The organism is Streptomyces sp. NPDC021225, assembly GCF_044332865.1.
Taxonomy (GTDB): Bacteria; Actinomycetota; Actinomycetes; order Streptomycetales; family Streptomycetaceae; genus Streptomyces.
Window position 1 is genome coordinate 814500 of the sequence record NZ_JBIRPV010000004.1, and the last position, 16116, is coordinate 830615.

The 16116-nt window shown below is 71.5% G+C and carries 12 protein-coding genes and 1 pseudogene; 9 read left to right on the top strand and 4 right to left on the bottom strand.

Annotation, left to right across the window (positions count from 1 at the left end):
- Positions 1-3 precede the first annotated feature (3 nt).
- From ACH4S9_RS21925 to ACH4S9_RS21935, 3 genes are read right to left on the bottom strand one after another with little or no spacing between them, the layout of a single operon-like run.
- On the bottom strand, positions 4-855 hold the full coding sequence (locus ACH4S9_RS21925; RefSeq protein WP_398373615.1) for a carbohydrate ABC transporter permease: 852 nt from the start codon (positions 853-855) through the stop codon (positions 4-6).
- Entirely contained in the window at positions 852-1787 is a 936-nt protein-coding gene (locus tag ACH4S9_RS21930) for a sugar ABC transporter permease (protein WP_352131542.1), read from the bottom strand. Before ACH4S9_RS21930 ends, ACH4S9_RS21925 begins: the two co-directional genes overlap by 4 nt.
- The gene (locus ACH4S9_RS21935; RefSeq protein ID WP_311728695.1) at positions 1784-3097 is read right to left on the bottom strand and encodes an extracellular solute-binding protein; all 1314 of its coding nucleotides are present in this window, start codon (positions 3095-3097) and stop codon (positions 1784-1786) included. The genes ACH4S9_RS21930 and ACH4S9_RS21935 overlap by 4 nt, the downstream gene beginning before the upstream one ends.
- A 147-nt stretch (positions 3098-3244) precedes the next feature.
- On the opposite strand from ACH4S9_RS21935, the gene ACH4S9_RS21940 reads away from it, so the two are divergent.
- From ACH4S9_RS21940 to ACH4S9_RS21950, 3 genes are all read left to right on the top strand, one after another.
- Entirely contained in the window at positions 3245-5242 is a 1998-nt protein-coding gene (locus tag ACH4S9_RS21940; RefSeq protein WP_398373616.1) for a beta-galactosidase, read from the top strand.
- Between the two features lie 43 nt (positions 5243-5285).
- Entirely contained in the window at positions 5286-6869 is a 1584-nt protein-coding gene (locus ACH4S9_RS21945) for a glycosyl hydrolase 53 family protein (protein WP_398373617.1), read from the top strand.
- A gap of 210 nt (positions 6870-7079) precedes the next feature.
- Entirely contained in the window at positions 7080-9002 is a 1923-nt protein-coding gene (locus ACH4S9_RS21950) for a cellulase family glycosylhydrolase (RefSeq protein ID WP_398373618.1), read from the top strand.
- 10 nt (positions 9003-9012) lie between these two features.
- On the opposite strand, the gene ACH4S9_RS21955 is transcribed toward ACH4S9_RS21950, so the two are convergent.
- Positions 9013-9996, bottom strand: a complete 984-nt coding sequence (locus ACH4S9_RS21955) for an aldo/keto reductase (protein WP_385345953.1) — start codon at positions 9994-9996, stop codon at positions 9013-9015.
- 140 nt (positions 9997-10136) lie between these two features.
- On the opposite strand from ACH4S9_RS21955, the gene ACH4S9_RS21960 reads away from it, so the two are divergent.
- The 6 genes and pseudogenes from ACH4S9_RS21960 (at position 10137) to ACH4S9_RS21985 (ending at position 16006) form a co-directional block, all read left to right on the top strand.
- Positions 10137-10382: a hypothetical protein gene (locus ACH4S9_RS21960; protein WP_014174261.1), complete on the top strand. Its 246-nt coding sequence runs from the start codon at positions 10137-10139 to the stop codon at positions 10380-10382.
- Between the two features lie 2 nt (positions 10383-10384).
- Entirely contained in the window at positions 10385-10762 is a 378-nt protein-coding gene (locus ACH4S9_RS21965; protein WP_311728691.1) for a toxin Doc, read from the top strand.
- Between the two features lie 142 nt (positions 10763-10904).
- Positions 10905-11718: pseudogene (locus tag ACH4S9_RS21970) on the top strand (RNA-guided endonuclease InsQ/TnpB family protein); the annotation flags it as partial.
- A 209-nt stretch (positions 11719-11927) separates the two neighbouring features.
- Complete coding sequence (locus ACH4S9_RS21975) at positions 11928-12824, top strand: Gfo/Idh/MocA family protein (RefSeq protein ID WP_398373658.1); 897 nt, start codon at positions 11928-11930, stop codon at positions 12822-12824.
- A 90-nt stretch (positions 12825-12914) separates the two neighbouring features.
- The gene (locus ACH4S9_RS21980; protein WP_311728689.1) at positions 12915-13661 is read left to right on the top strand and encodes a beta-phosphoglucomutase family hydrolase; all 747 of its coding nucleotides are present in this window, start codon (positions 12915-12917) and stop codon (positions 13659-13661) included.
- Positions 13658-16006 carry a glycoside hydrolase family 65 protein gene (locus ACH4S9_RS21985; protein ID WP_385345956.1) on the top strand — a complete coding sequence of 783 codons (2349 nt, stop codon included), beginning with the start codon at positions 13658-13660 and terminating at the stop codon, positions 16004-16006. Before ACH4S9_RS21980 ends, ACH4S9_RS21985 begins: the two co-directional genes overlap by 4 nt.
- Positions 16007-16116: the final 110 nt, after the last annotated feature.

Genomic DNA, 16116 nt, shown 5'->3' on the forward strand with positions numbered 1-16116 from the left:
CGGTCAGGACTTTACGGCCCCGGAGAGCAGATCCAGACTCCAGAACCGCTGGATGACCAGGAACAGCGCGATGAGCGGGATGATCGCCAGCAGCGCTCCGGTGATGACGAGGGTGTACAGGGCCGGGGTGGCGGCGCCCTGCCGCAGCAGGGTGAACAGCCCCAGGGTGACCGGGAACTTCTCGTCGTCGCCCAGCATGATGTACGGCAGCAGGAAGTTGTTCCAGATGGTCACGAACTGGAAGAGGAAGACCGTGACCAGGCCGGGCCGCATCATCGGCAGCGCCACCGAGCGGAAGATCCGCCACTCTCCCGCGCCGTCCACCCGCCCCGCCTCGACCATCTCGGCGGGGACGGCCGCGGACGCGTAGATCCGCGCCAGATAGATCCCGTACGGCGACAGGATGTTCGGCAGCAGCACCGACAGATAGGTGTCGGCCATGTCGGCCCTGGCCAGCAGCAGGTACTGCGGCACGGCGAGGATCACCGGGGGCATCAGCACACCGGTCAGCAGGATGTTGAAGATGGCCTCGCGGCCACGGAACCGGTAGCGCGCCAGGGCGTAGCCGGACAGGGCCGAGACGGCGCAGGACAGCAGCGCGCCGAGCCCCGCGTACAGCAGCGAGTTGGCCATCCACTTCCAGTACACGCCGTCGCGGTACGCGGACAGGTCGGCGATGTTGTCCGCGAATCCGCTGCCCGGCAGGAAGGTGAACGTGGAGAAGAGCTCGGGTCCGCTCTTGGTGGAGGCGATCACGACCCAGGCGACCGGCAGCAGACAGTAGACGGCGCCGAGCAGCAACAGGGCGGTGGGGATCCAGGAGGGGCGGGCGCGGACGGCCGTGGTGGTGCTCATCGGGAGCCTCCCTGGCGGGTGCGGGCGCCCGCGACCCTCAGGAAACCGAAGGACAGGACCAGGGTGACGACCGCGATGATCAACGAGGTCGCGGCGGCCGCGTACACATCGCCCTCGACGAAGGCCTTCTGATGGACCACCATCAGGGGGCTCCAAGTGGTGGAGACCGAGTTGGTGAGCGGTTTGAGGGTGGTCGGCTCGTTGAACACCTGCATGGTGGCGATGATCGAGAAGAAGAAGGTGAGCACCAGGGACGGGGTCACCATGGGGATCTTGATGCGCAGCGCGATCTGGAGCTGGGAGCACCCGTCGAGCCGGGCCGCCTCGTAGACCTCGGCGGGTATGGAGCGCAGCGAGGTGTAGATCACGATCATGTTGAAGCCGGTGCCGCCCCACACCGCGATATTGGACATGGACGCATAGAGTCCGCCGCCGTCCAGCAGCTCGGGCCGCGGCAGCCCCGCCTTGCCGAGCAGATAGTGGAACGGGCTCACATCGGGCAGGTAGAGGAACCCCCACAGCAGCGCGGCGACCACACCGGGGATCGCGTACGGAAGGAAGATCGCCAGCCGTGAGAAGCCGCGCAGCAGGGTGTCCTTGCGGCCCCGCCGGTCGGCGTCGAGCAGCAGCGCGAACAGCAGGGCCAGGCCCAGCATCGTGGGCACGACGATCAGGCCGTAGCCGAGGACGCGCCGGGCGCCGTCGAGCAGTTCCGGGTCGTGCAGCGCGTCGGTGTAGTTGGAGAGACCGGCCCACACCTCCTCACGGGAGCCCTTGCCGAGGCCCAGGCCCTTGACGTCGATCTTGCGGAGGCTGAGGTAGAGGGCGTAGCCGATGGGCAGCGCGAACAGGCCTGCGAAGAGCAGGATCGCGGGGAGGAGGAAGACATAGGGGGCGCGGCGCGGACCGTGCCCCAGAGGGCGCAGGGTCACTCGGCGACCTCGAAGCCGTGCTTCTTCAGATCGGCGACGGTGGCCTGCTGCATGGCCGCCAGCGCGGCGCCGAAATCGGACTTGTTCTTGGCGGCCTTGCCGAAGTTGTCGTTGAAGGACGCGTACGCGACGTTGACGTTCGGCCCCCAGGCGGCGGGCGCGATGCCCTCGGTGATCTTGGCGACCTCGGCGTAGAAGTCGGGCTGGCCGGGGAAGAAGTCAGGCGCCTTCTTCAGCGCGTCGCCGGTCTGCGCGGCGGTGGCGGCCGGGTAGACGTCGCTCTCCTTAACCAGCGCTGCGACCGCCTTCGGGTCGGTGTTGAGCCACTTCGCGAACTTCGCGGCGGCGTCCTTGTGCGCGCTGTCGTTGGTGACGGCGGTGGAGGAGCCGCCCCAGCTGCCGGTCCAGTTCGAGCCCTCGCTCCACTGGGGGAGGGGTGCCATGGCCCATGTGCCCTGGGTGTCGGGGGCCGCGGTCTTGAGGGTGCCGGGGGCCCACACCGCGCTGACCCAGGCGATCTGCTTGCCGGTGTTGAGCGCCTTGTTCCAGGCCGGGGTGTACATCGGCTGGTTGTCGATGGCCCCCTCCTTGACCAGGCCGCCCCAGAAGTTCGCGACCTTGCGGGTGGCGGCGCCGTCGATGGCCACCTTCCACTTGTCGCCCTGGGTGGTCCACCAACTGGCGCCGGCCTGCTGGGCGAGGCCCGCGAAGAGCCCGGAGTCATTGGCGGAGAAGGTGGTGAGGGCCTTGTCGGGGGCCTTCTCCTTGAGCTTGCGGGCGGTGGCCGCGAACTCCTCCCAGGTGGTGGGGACCTGGAGGCCGTACTGCCGGAACAGGTCCTTGCGGTAGTACAGCATCATCGGCCCGGAGTCCTGGGGCAGGGCGTAGACCGCGTCCGAGCCGAGGGTGACCTGGCGCCAGACGCCCGCGGGGAACTCGCCCTCGGCGTCGCCCACCTGACCGGATATGTCGGCCAGGACGTCGTTGCTGACCAGGGTGGGCAGCGCCTGGTACTCGGCCTGCACCAGGTCCGGGGCCTTGTGTGCCTTGGCGGCTGTGATGATCTTGGTGACGAGGTCGTCGCCGGACGCCTGCTTCTTGACCGTCACCTTGATGTCCGGGTGGTCCTGGTTCCAGATCGCCGCGACCTTGTCGAGGTCGGGTGCCCAGGCCCAGTAGGTCAGCTCGACCGGACCGTTCGAATCGGCCGAGTCACCGGACGAACCGCAGCCGGTGAGCAGGCCGGTGGCCGACAAGGCGGCCGCGACCGATACCGCGACGAAGCGAAGGTTGACGGGGTGATGGTTCACGAATGCCTCCCTGGGCGATCTGTGAGCGTTCACAGTAGAGAAACATGGTTGACGCTTGTCAATGCTCGTTGCCATGCGGTTATCTGGGGGCGGCCGCTGCTCTGTGGTCTGTGCACGTTCCCAGTGATTCCCAGGAGTGGAGGTCTGATGGTCGGCCTCGCCTATGGCGGCGACTACAACCCCGAGCAGTGGCCCGAATCCCTCTGGCCCGAGGACATCCGGCTGATGCGCGAGGCCGGGGTCACCATGGTCAGCGTCGGCATCTTCTCCTGGGCGCTGCTGGAACCCGAGCCCGGACGCCACGACTTCGGCTGGCTGGACCGGCTGCTGGCCCTGCTCCACGAGGCCGGCATCGCCGTCGACCTCGGCACGCCCACCGTGGCCCCGCCCGCCTGGTTCTACCGCGCCCACCCCGAGGCCCTGCCGGTCAGCCGGGAGGGCGTGCGCTACGAGTTCGGCTCACGCGGTGCCATCTGCCACAGCTCGCCCGCCTACCGCCGGGCCGCGGCCGCCATCACCGAACAGCTCGCCCGGCGCTATGGCGACCACCCCGCGCTCGCCCTGTGGCACGTGCACAACGAGTACGGAGTGCCGGTGGGCGCCTGCTACTGCGACACCTGCGCGGACGGCTTCCGCCACTGGCTGCGCGAGCGTTACGGCACCCTGGACGCGCTCAACGACGCCTGGGGTACCGCCTTCTGGGGCCAGCGCTACGGCGCGTTCGAGGAGATCAACCCGCCGCGCGCCACCCCCACCGTCGCCAACCCCGCCCAGCGGCTCGACTACGCCCGCTTCGCCGACGCCACCATGCGCGCCAACTTCACCGCCGAGCGCGACATCCTGCGCCGGCTGTCCCCGGGCATCCCGGTCACCACCAACTTCATGACCGCGCTCAGCCAGTGCGACTCGGCCGACTACTGGGCCTGGGGCCGGGAGGTCGACCTGGTCACCAACGACCACTATCTGATCACCGACGGCCGCCGCACCCACGTCAACCTCGCCATGGCCGCCGACCTGACCCGCTCCGTCGCCGGCGGCGCGCCCTGGCTGCTGCTCGAACACTCCACCAGCGGCGTCAGCTGGCAGCCGCGCAACCCCGCCAAGCGGCCCGGGGAGATGGCCCGCAACAGCCTGGGGCACGTGGCCCGCGGCTCCGAGGGCGCCCTGTTCTTCCAGTGGCGCCAGTCACGGCGCGGCGCGGAGAAGTTCCACTCGGCGATGCTCCCGCACGCCGGCACCGACAGCCGCGTATGGCGCGAGGTCGTGGCGCTCGGGGCGGACCTCGCCAAGCTGGGCGAGGTGCGGGGCAGCCGCACGGTGGCCGACGCGGCGATGGTCTGGGACTGGCAGTCCTGGTGGGCGCAGCGGCTGGAGTGGCGGCCGAGCGAGGACCTGGACGCGCGCGAACGCGCCGACAGCTTCTACGAGGCCCTCTACGACCGCCACCTCACCGTCGACTTCGCCCACCCCGAGGCCGACCTGAGCGGCTATCCGCTCGTCGTCGTGCCCGCCCTCTACCTCGCCACCGCACGCGCCGGGGACAACCTGCGCGCGTATGTCGAGGGCGGCGGCACCCTGATCGTCTCCTGTTTCTCCGGCATCGTCGACGAACACGACGCCGTGCACCCCGGCCCCTACCCCGGCGCGCTGCGCGACGTCCTGGGCCTGGTGGTCGAGGAGTTCTCCCCGCTCGCCGAGGGCGGGCGGGTGCGCCTGACCGGTCCAGGCGGGGCCGAACTCACCGGCGATGTCTGGACCGAGATCGTGGTGGAGCGCGGTGCCGAGACCGTGTGGACCTACGCCGACGGCTTCGCCGCCGGCCACCCCGCCGTCACCCGCCACCGGCTCGGCCGGGGCACCGCCTGGTACCTCTCCACCCGGCTCGCCCCCCACGACCTGGCGACCCTGCTCGCCCCCGTCTGCGCCGACGCGGGCCTCGCGGACCGCCCCGACCTGCCCCGCGACGTGGAGGTGGTGCACCGCACCGGCGACAGCGGCAGCTACCTCTTCGCGATCAACCACGGCGACACCGACGCCAAGGTGTCCCACCCCACGCCCGGCACCGAACTGCTCACCGGCGAGCGCAGCGCCGGACACCTCGCGGTGCCCGCGGGCACCGTCCGCGTGCTGCGCCTGGACGGCTGAACTGCCCATACCCCCACTCGCTCATTGTCGAAGGGACTCGACGATGCACGACATACGGAGCACCACCCGCACCCTGCTGCGAACCGCCGCGCTCCCCGCCCTCGGCGCGCTGCTGCTGACCGCGCTCCCCGCGCCGGCCGCACACGCCGCGAGCACCCTGGCCAATACCGGATTCGAGGCCGACGGCACCGGCACCGCCACCCCGTCCGGCTGGAGCACCTACTCCGCCACCGGCAACAACAACGCCTCCTACTCCGAGGCCGGTGGCCACAGCGGCGGCTACCGGCTGTCCCACTGGTCCTCCTCGGCGTACAAGGTGCAGACCTACCAGTATCTTTCCGGCCTCGCGAACGGCACGTACACCCTCACTGCCTGGGTGCGCTCCAGCGGCGGACAGAACGCCGCGTACCTCGCCCTGCGCGACTGCGGCGGCGCCGAGCAGCGTACCGATCTGCCGCCTACCCCGAACGGCAGGTGGATCCGCCTGGTCACCTCGGTCACGGTCACCAGTGGCCAGTGCACCATCAGCCTCAACTCCGACGCCCACGCGGGGGAGTGGGCCAACCTGGACGACCTCACCTTCACCAAAGGCGGCACGGGGCTCGCGATCAAGGGCGGGGACGTGTCCACCCTCGCGAAGAACGAGGCCTTCGGCGCCACTTACCGCTCCGCCAACGGCACGAGCGGCGACGCCCTGGCCATCCTGCGCGCCTCCGGTATGAACTACGCGCGGCTGAAGGTGTGGGTGAACCCGGCCGACGGCTACAACACCAAGGCCAGGGTGGCGGCCACGGCCAAGCGTGCCAAGGCCCAGGGCATGAAGCTGCTGATCGACTTCCACTACTCCGACAGCTGGGCCGACCCCGGCAAGCAGACCAAGCCCGCCGCCTGGGCCGGGCACGACTACAGCCGGCTCAAGCAGGACGTGTACGACCACACGTACGACGTGCTCAGCGCGCTCAAGGCGCAGGGCACCACGGCCGACATGGTCCAGATCGGCAACGAGATCAACGGCGGCATGCTCTGGCCCGAGGGCTCCACGAGCAACTTCTCGCAACTCGCCGGGTTGCTCACCTCCGGTGCCAACGCCGCCAAGGCCGTCTCGTCCGACACCAGGGTCGCGCTGCACCTGGCCAAGGGCGGGGACAACGGGGGCACGAGGTGGTGGTTCGACCAGGCGGTCGCGCAGAAGGTGCCGTTCGACGTCATCGCCCTGTCGTACTACGGCTACTGGCACGGCCCGCTGTCCGATCTCCAGGCCAACCTGGACGATGTGGCGGCCCGCTACGGCAAGCCGGTGCTGGTCGCCGAGACCGCCTACGCCCACACCCTCGCGAACGACGACGGCCTGGCGAACAACGTCGCCACCGCCGACCAGCTCGTCGACGGCTACCCCGCCACCCCCGCGGGGCAGGCCGCCAACCTGCGCGATGTGATGAACGTGGTGGAGGCGGTGCCGGGTGGCCGGGGGCTCGGCGTCGTCTACTGGGAGCCGGCCTGGACCGCGGTCAAGGGCAGCGGCTGGGACCCCACCGACCCGGGCTCCGGTAACGCCTGGGAGAACCAGGCGCTGTTCGACTACGGCGACAAGGCCCTGCCCGCGATGGACTGGTTCGGCCACCGCTGACCGGGTGAGCGTGTTTCGGAGCGCTGCGCGGGCTGGACTGAGGAGCCGCGCAGCGACGAAGGAGCGAGCAGTGACGAGGGAAGCCCGTGCGTAGAAGCGCTCCGGGACTGAGCGGGAGGAGGGGCTCATCCGCCTTCGTGCGCCGAATATGTTGACGGATGCTCATGTTTACCCGACGGTAGGTTCATGGCGACCACAGTGACGCACGGGATGAGAGTTCGTCTCCGAACGGGCCGCGCACGACTGCTCGGGGCGGCCGCCCTGCTGCTGATGGCGGCGGTCACCGCCCCGGGCGGCACGGCGGCCGCTGCCGAGCCGCCCTGGTCCGACGGCCCGGCCGCGGACCGGATCTCCGTACAGAGCGGCCGGTTCACCGACGGCCACGGGCGCGAGGTCGTCCTGCGCGGATTCAATGTCTCCGGCGAGGTCAAGCTGGCGGAGAACGACGGCCTGCCGTTCGCGGACGCCGCCGACGCCCGGAAGTCCGCCCAGGCCATGCGCGGCCTCACCGGCGCCAACTCCGTCCGCTTCCTGCTGTCCTGGGCCCACGCCGAGCCCGAGCCCGGCAAGGTCGACGAGGAGTATCTGCGCAGGGCCACCGAGCAGATGCGGGCCTTCCTGGACGCCGGGATCCGGATCTACCCCGACTTCCACCAGGACCTCTACTCCCGCCACCTGTTCGACAAGGACAGCTGGTACTCGGGCGACGGCGCGCCCCAGTGGGTCGTCAAGGCCGGCGGCTACGCCAAGGAGTCCTGCGGCATCTGTGTCCACTGGGGCCAGAACATCACCCAGAACCCGGCCGTCCAGGACGCCACCCGCGACTTCTGGAAGAACCGCACCCTCGAGACCTCCGCCGGGCCCGTCCGGGTCCAGGACGCCTTCCTGGCCACCGCCGAGAAGACGATGGCCTACCTCGCCGGCCATCTGACCGCGGACGAGTTCGCCCGCGTCGTCGGCTTCGATCCGTACAACGAGCCGTACGCGGGCCGCTACGACAGCGGCCAGTCCAGCCGCGCCTGGGAGAAGGACGTCCTGTGGCCGTTCTATGAGAAGTTCCGGGCGCGCATGGACGCCGCCGGCTGGACCGACAAGCCCGCCTTCGTCGAGCCCAACCTGTTCTGGAACTCCAACATCGACTTCCAGCGCCACGAGGGCGGACTGCTCGACGCCGGCGCCATCGGCTCCCGCTATGTGTTCAACACGCACTTCTACGACCAGAAGGCCATCTCCGGCGTCTTCATGCCCGGCAAGGCCCAGGACGGCCAGTACTCCACCGACTTCGCCACCGTGCGCGACCGCGCCTCCGCGCTCGGCACCACCGCCGTCGTCAGCGAGTACGGACACCCGCTGACCGGCTTCACCTCCGACAAGGCGCCGACCGTGGTCAAGGGCCTGTACCAGGCGCTGGACTCCCGGCTCGGCGGCGCCACCTGGTGGAGCAAGGCCGCCGCCTCCGGCCCGGTCCTGTCCGCCAACCAGTGGCAGTGGGACCTGTACAACGGGCGCCACCACGAGGCGATGAACGGCAACCCCGACAAGATCCTCACCGACGGCGACGCCTGGAACGACGAGGACCTGTCGGCCGTCCGCCTCGACGACACGGGGGCGGCCGTGCTCCGCCAGGACGCCCGGCTCCTGGACCGCGTCTACCCGACCGCGGTCGCGGGCCGCACCCTCGCCTTCACCTTCGAGGACCGCTCGCGCGACGGCTCCACCACCCTGAGCTGGGACCGCGTCCCCAGCAGCCTGCCCAATGTGGCACGGCTGGTCGGCTCCGGCCGCTACGGGATGCTGGTGTGGCGCCAGAACAGCGCCACCGAGGCCCCCACCGAACTGCATCTGCCCCGCGACTTCGACCCCGCCACCACCACCGTGGTCTCCGACCTGGGCACCGTCACCGGCCCGCCCGCCTACACCGCGCACGGACACACCGCCGACCACCCCGTGGCCACCGCGGCGGAGAGCGGCGGCACCGACGCCCGGCGGCTGCTGCTCTCCGCGCCGCCCGGCGCCGGAACCCTCCACTACGCGCTGGTCGCCGACGGCACCGCCGCCCCCTCGGCCGAGCTGCGCGCCGCGGCGCAGCGCGAGCTCAGCGGGTGGGCGCAGGCCGCCGGCTTCCCGAACTGACCCACCGGCATCACCAGCGGTGGTGCACCTGGGCGCGGATCCGCCGGTCGTACAGCTCGCGGACCGCGTCCAGCGTGCCCGGCTCCAGCGCGGGCAGCGCCGCCGCCGCGCCGTTCGCCCGCGCCTGCTCGGGCGAGCGCGCCCCCGGGATGACCGAGGTCACCCCCGGCTGCTGGACGACCCACCGCAGCGCGGTCTGCGCGGGCGTCGCACCCTCGGGGGCCAGCTCCCCGAACTCCACCGCCGCCTCGACACCCTCCGCGAAGTCCACGCCCGAGAAGGTCTCGCCCTGGTCGAACATCTCGCCATGGCGGTTGTACGTGCGGTGGTCGTTCTCTGCGAACACCGTGTCCTTGGTGTACCGGCCGGACAGCAGACCCGACGCCAGCGGCACCCGCGCGATGATCCCCACCCCGGCCGCGGCGGCCGCGGGCAGCACCCGCTCCAGCGGCTTGAGCCGGAACGGATTGAGAATGATCTGCACGCTCGCCGTCCCCGGGCGCTCGATCGCCGCCAGCGCCTCCTCGCAGGTCTCCACGCTCACCCCGTACGCCGCGACACGCCCCCGGTCCACCAGAGTGTCCAGCGCGTCGAAGACGGCGGCGGAGGAGTGTACCGACGACGGCGGGCAGTGCAGCTGCACCAGATCCAGCGTGTCCACCCCGAGGTTGGCGCGCGAACGGTCCGTCCAGGCCAGGAAGTTGTCCAGCGTGTAGTTCTCCGCCACCTGCGGCAGCCGCCGCCCCATCTTGGTCGCCACGAAGATCCGCGCGTCCGGGCGGCTTCGCAGATAGCGCCCGATGAGCTGCTCGCTGCGCCCGTCCCCGTACACATCGGCGGTGTCGAAGAAGGTCACCCCCGACTCGACGGCCGCGTCCAGCACGGCCAGCGCGTCGTCCTCGCGGACCTCGCCCCAGTCCGCGCCCAGCTGCCAGGTGCCCAGCCCGACGACGGACACCGTCCGGCCGATCCGGGCGAACTCACGCTGCTCCATGGTCCCTCTCTCTCCTGTGGTCCGGCTCACCGTATCCGCACCCCGCGCCAAACCCTCCCGCAACCTTGTCAAGTACCTACAAAAACAATATTTGACCTGCGGCGATTGCTGTCGGGGTACCTGGCAAGTAGGCTGGGAGCATGTCAGCTCTCAACGTGGAATTCAGCGATCGGGAACTTGAGGACCTCCGCCAGATCGCCAAGGAGCGTGGCACCACGATGAAGGCCCTCGTCCGGGAGGCGACCGTCGCCGACATCGCCCGCCATCGGGCGCTCCAGGAGGGCGCCGAGGTCTTCCGGCGCTTCTTCGCGGACAACGCGCAGGCGTTCGCCGACGCGTTCCCCGACGATGAACACCGCCCCCACGACCCGGGACAGGCCGCCTGACCATGGCCCCGCTACTGCATATCGACGTCCCCTGGCTGCTCCAGCGCCACGAGGAGGTCATGCCGGAACAGCCGACCATCTCCGACTTCTCCGGCCTGGTCGCCGCCGTGGCCCGGCATCGCGTCGACCCGCCACGCCTGGGGGTCGACCCGGACCCCGCGTGGCGGGCCGCGGCGCTGCTGCACACCATCGCGCTGCTGCGCCCGCTCCCGGGGAGCAACGCGCGGTTCGCCAGCGCCACGGCCGTCGCCTATATGCACGCCTCCGGCGAGGGCATCGATCCGCCGTACGGCGCGCTGATCGACCTGGTCCGCGACATCCTGTCCGGCAAGGCCGATGTCTTCGACGCGGCGGGCCGCATCCGCTCCTGGCGGATCTGAGCCGCCCCCGCCGTCAGCCGAGGTCATCGTTGCCAGGTCCATGTCCGTACATAGTCCCCGGCGAGGAAGAGGTTGGCCACGGCGGTGGCCGCGGTGGGGCGGTTGTACCAGGTGCCCGCCGGGTGGATCAGCAACGACGGGCATCGGCTACGGGCAGCAGTCGGCGCAGCTGAGGGAGATCCGGGCGTTCGACCCGGAGCGGCAGGGCTGCTGGTCCTTCAGCTCGCAGCAGGCCACGCTTCGCCGTCTGGACAGGGCGTTTCAGGCGTTCTTCCGCCGGGTCAGGGGCGGGGAGAAGCCCGGATACCCGCGTTTCCGGGGGGTGAACTGGTTCGACACCGTGGACTTCCCGAAGGACGGGGACGGCTGCCGGTGGGACTCGACCCCGCACGACCTGGTGACCCGTGTCCGCTTCCAGGGTGTCGGGCACGTCCGTGTGCACCAGCACCGTGCGGTCAAGGGCCGGGTCAAGACCGTCAGCGTGAAGCGCGAGGGGCGGCAGTGGTACGTCATCCTCGCCTGCGACAGCGTGCCTGCCGAACCATTGCCCGCCACTGGCGCCGTGACCGGCATCGATATGGGTGTCACTCACTTCCTCACCACCTCCCAGGGCGCCCACGTCGAAAACCCCGGACACGGGAAGCGCAGCGCCGATGCCCTGGCCGAGGCTCAGCGGGCACTCAAGGGGTTCCCGCGCAACCGACGCCGCGACCAGCGCGGCGCCAGGCACCGCCGGGCGGTGGAGAAGGTTGCCGGCCTGCACCGCAAGGTGCGCCGTCAGCGCACCGACCACGCGCACAAGACCGCGCTTGCGATGGTCCGCGGGTACGACCGGATAGGTCACGAGCGCCTGAACATCGCGAACATGGTTCGTGCGCCCAAACCGAAGTCCGACCCCGAAGCGCCCGGCGGATTCCTGCCGAACGGCGCTTCCTCAAAGGCCGGGCGGCGTCGCGCAGCACCGTCCGCCCGGTGCCGTACAGCGCGGCGCTCAGCCCTGAGCTGCCGCCGGCGGTCCACCGGCTCGCACTGCCACCGCCGCGGCCGGGCCGCCGGCCCCGAGAGCCCCCTCCCGCGGTCGGCGCCCCGCGGCGTAGGATCGCGCCCGGCAACGGACGGAGCACCCGGAGAAGGCGGCCGGGGCACCGGGAGAAAAGGGGCGGCATTGCGGTTCGGACTGCTGGGCACCGGCCACTGGGCGGCCGAGACACAGGGCGCGGCCCTCGCCGCGCACCCCGAGGCGGAGCTGGCGGGCGTCTGGGGCCGTGACCCGGCCAAGGCGCGGGCGCTGGCCGAGCGGTACGGCACCCGGGCCTACGACCGGCCCGATGAGCTGATCGCCGACGTCGACGCGGTCGCCGTGGCCCTGCCGCCGGACATCCAGAGCGACCTGGCGCTGCGCGCCGCCCGCGCCGGGTGCCATCTGCTGCTCGACAAGCCGCTCGCGTTCACCACCGAGGAAGCCGACCGCGTGGTGCGCGCCGTCGAGGAGCGCGAGCTGGCCTCCGTGGTGTTCTTCACCCGCCGCTTCGCGCCACCCGTCGAGGAGTTCCTGACCGGGGCCGCGGCCGCCGGAGGCTGGGACGGCGGCCGGGCGACGGCCTTCGCCGCCATCTTCCGGCCCGGCAACCCCTACGGGGACTCCCCGTGGCGGAAGGAACGCGGCGGCCTGTGGGACGTCGGCCCGCACGCCCTGTCCGTCCTGCTGCCCGTCCTGGGCCCGGTCGCCGAGGTCACCGCGGTCGGCGGGCCGCGCGGCGCGGCGCATGTGCTGCTGCGGCACCGCTCCGGCGCGGTCGGCACGCTCGCGCTCACCCTCGACGCCCGGCCCGCCGCCGTCGCGCACAGCTGCGACTTCTACGGCGAGCTGGGCGTGGCGGAGGTGCCCGACACCGGGATCACCGCCGTCGAGGCGTTCACCGCGGCCACGGACCGGCTGCTGCGCAGCGCCGGCACCGGGACCGGCGACCCCTGTGACGTGCGGTTCGGCCGTGAGGTGGTGGCCGTCCTGGAGGCCGCCGACGCCTCGCGCCGCACCGGCCGCACCGTCGCTCCGCGCTGACCCGCCTCAGGTCCGCCGCCCGCCCGCGGCCGTCGTGCGCCCGCACCCCGCTCGCCGCATACTTCGGCGGCTGCTGGGGAACCGGGAGCCATGACCGAGCTGCGCCTACCGCAAACCGTCCGGGCCTGCCTGTTCGACCTCGACGGGGTGCTGACCCGCACCGCCGTGATCCACGCGGCGGCGTGGAAGGAGATGTTCGACGACTTCCTCCGCCGCCGCGAGGGCCCTGACTTCCGCCCCTTCGACAAGGTCGGCGACTACGACGAGTACGTCGACGGGCGGCCCCGCGCCGACGGGGTGCGCACCTTCCTCGCCTCCCGGGGCATCGAGCTCCCCGAGGGGACGGACCAGGACCCGCCCGGCCTGGACACGGTGCACGGCCTGGGCACCCGCAAGAACGCCCTGGTCCTGGAGAAGATCCGGAAAGAGGGGGTCGAGGCGTATCCGGGGTCGGTGCGCTTCGTCGAGGCGGTCCGCGCCGCGGGCCTGCGCACCGCGGTCGTCTCCTCGAGCGCCAACTGCCGCGATGTCCTGATCTCCGCGAAAATTGAGCACCTCTTCGAGGTTCGTGTCGACGGCGTGGTCGCCGCCGAGCGCGGGCTGGCGGGCAAGCCGCACCCGGACACCTTCCTCGCGGCCGCCCGTGAACTGGACGTCGCCCCTGCGGCCGCCGCGGTCTTCGAGGACGCGCTGGCGGGCATGGAGGCCGGCCGCGCCGGACACTTCGGCCGGGTCGTGGGCGTCGACCGGGTCGGCCAGGCCGAGGCGCTGCGCGCCCACGGCGCGGACATCGTGGTGCGGGACCTCGCCGAGCTGCTGGAGGAGGGCGCCTCGTGATCACCGATTCCTGGTACGCCGTCGACCCGTGGGTGCTGCGCGAGACCGAGCTCCACCTCGATGTGCTGCCGCAGAGCGAGTCCCTCTTCGCGCTCTCCAACGGGCACGTCGGCTGGCGCGGCAATCTGGACGAGGGCGAGCCGCACGGCCTGCCCGGCTCCTATCTCAACGGCGTGCACGAGCTGCGCCCGCTGCCGTACGCCGAGGCCGGATACGGCTACCCCGAGTCCGGCCAGACCATGATCAACGTCACCAATGGCAAGATCATCAGGCTGTTGGTGGACGACGAGCCCTTCGACCTGCGCTACGGGCGGCTGCGCTCCCACGAGCGCGTGCTCGACCTGCGCGGCGGGCTGCTGCACCGCACCTGCGAATGGACCTCCCCCTCCGGCGTCACCGTGAAGCTGCGCTCCACCCGGCTGGTCTCCCTCACCCAGCGGGCGATCGCCGCCGTCGCCTACCAGGTGGAGGCCGTGGACGCCGAGATCCGGGTGGTCGTCCAGTCGGAGCTGGTCGCCAACGAGCAACTGCCGCAGCGGGCCGGCGACCCCCGGGCCGCCGCCGCCCTGGAGTCCCCCCTGCGGCCCGAGGAGCACGCCGCCTGGGACCTGCGGCTGCGCCTGATCCACTGCACCGAGGCCAGCCGGCTGCGGGTAGCCTCCGCCGCCGACCACTTCATCAGCGGACCGCCGCCCACCCGCAGCTCGGGCGAGAGCAGCGAGGACGTCGCCCGCCTCACCGTCACCTCGGTGCTCCAGCCGGGCGAGGTGCTGCGGCTGGAGAAGCTGGTCGCCTACGGCTGGTCCGGCGCCCGCTCGCTGCCCGCCGTCCGGGACCAGGTGGAGGCCGCGCTGGCCGGCGCCGCGAGCACCGGCTGGGACGGTCTGGTGGACCAGCAGCGGGGCTGGCTCGAGGACTTCTGGAACCGCGCGGACGTCGAGGTCGAGGGCGACGCCGAGATCCAGCAGGCCGTGCGCTTCGGCCTTTTCCATGTGCTCCAGGCCGGGGCCCGCGCGGAGGAGCGGGCCATCCCCGCCAAGGGCCTCACCGGGGCGGGCTACGACGGACACTCCTTCTGGGACACCGACACCTTCGTGCTGCCGCTGCTCACCTACACCTTCCCCGAATCCGTCGCCGAGGCCCTGCGCTGGCGGCAGTCCACGCTGCCCGCCGCCCGGGAGCGGGCCCGCCAGCTCGGCCACCACGGCGCCGCCTTCCCCTGGCGCACCATCGACGGCTCCGAGTGCTCCGGGTACTGGCCGGCCGGCACGGCGGCCTTCCACGTCAACGCCGATGTGGCCGACGCCGTGGTGCGCTATGTCTCGGCCACCGGCGACGAGGAGTTCGAACGCGACAGCGCGGTGGAACTGCTGGTGGAGACGGCCCGGCTGTGGCGCTCGCTGGGCCACCACGACCACCACGGCCGCTTCCACATCGACGGGGTGACCGGTCCCGACGAGTACAGCGCGCTCGGCGACGACAACGTCTACACCAACCTCATGGCCCAGTCGAACCTGCGCGCCGCCGCGGACATCGTCGAACGCCACCGGGACCAGGGCGCCTCGCTGGGGGTGGACGACGAGGAGGCCGCGGCCTGGCGGGACGCCGCCGAGGCCATGACGATCCCGTACAACAAAACCCTGGGCGTCCATGAGCAGTCGGCCGACTTCACCGACCACCAGGTGTGGGACTTCGAGGGCACACACCCCGACCAGTACCCGCTGATGATGCACTTCCCCTACTTCGACCTGTACCGCAAGCAGGTCGTCAAACAGGCCGACCTGGTACTGGCGATGTATCTGCGCGGCGACGCCTTCACCGTGGAGGAGAAGGCGCGCAACTTCGCCTACTACGAGGGGCTGAACGTCCGCGACTCCTCCCTGTCCGCCTGCGCCCAGGCCGTCATGGCCGCGGAGGTGGGCCATCTGCGCCTGGCCTACGACTACTTGGGCGAGGCCGCCCTGATGGACCTCAGGGACCTGGAGCACAACACCCGTGACGGACTGCACATCGCCTCGCTGGCCGGCACCTGGATCGCGCTGGTGGCCGGGTTCGGCGGCATGCGCCACTGCGAGGGCACCCTCGACTTCTCCCCCAAGCTGCCGGCGGAGAAGCTGGCCCGGCTGGCCTTCACCGTTCAATGGCTGGGCAGAAGTGTGCGGGTGGAGATCACCGAGACCGCCGCCGTCTACACCATGGTGCGCGGCGCCCCGCTGGAGATCCGCCACTACGGCCGGCCGCTCACCGTCACCGAGAAGTCGTCGCAGAGGCGCAAGATCCCCGAGCCCACCACCCGCCCCGAGCCGCGCCAGCCCCCCGGCCGCCGCCCCGACCGCCGCGCCTGAGGCCGCGGGGCGGGCGTCCCGCTCTGCCGGAGCCCTCGATCTGCCGGAGCCCTCGATCTTCCGGGGCCTTCGCTCTTCCGGGCGGGCGGCGGCGGGTGCCAGACTTCTCG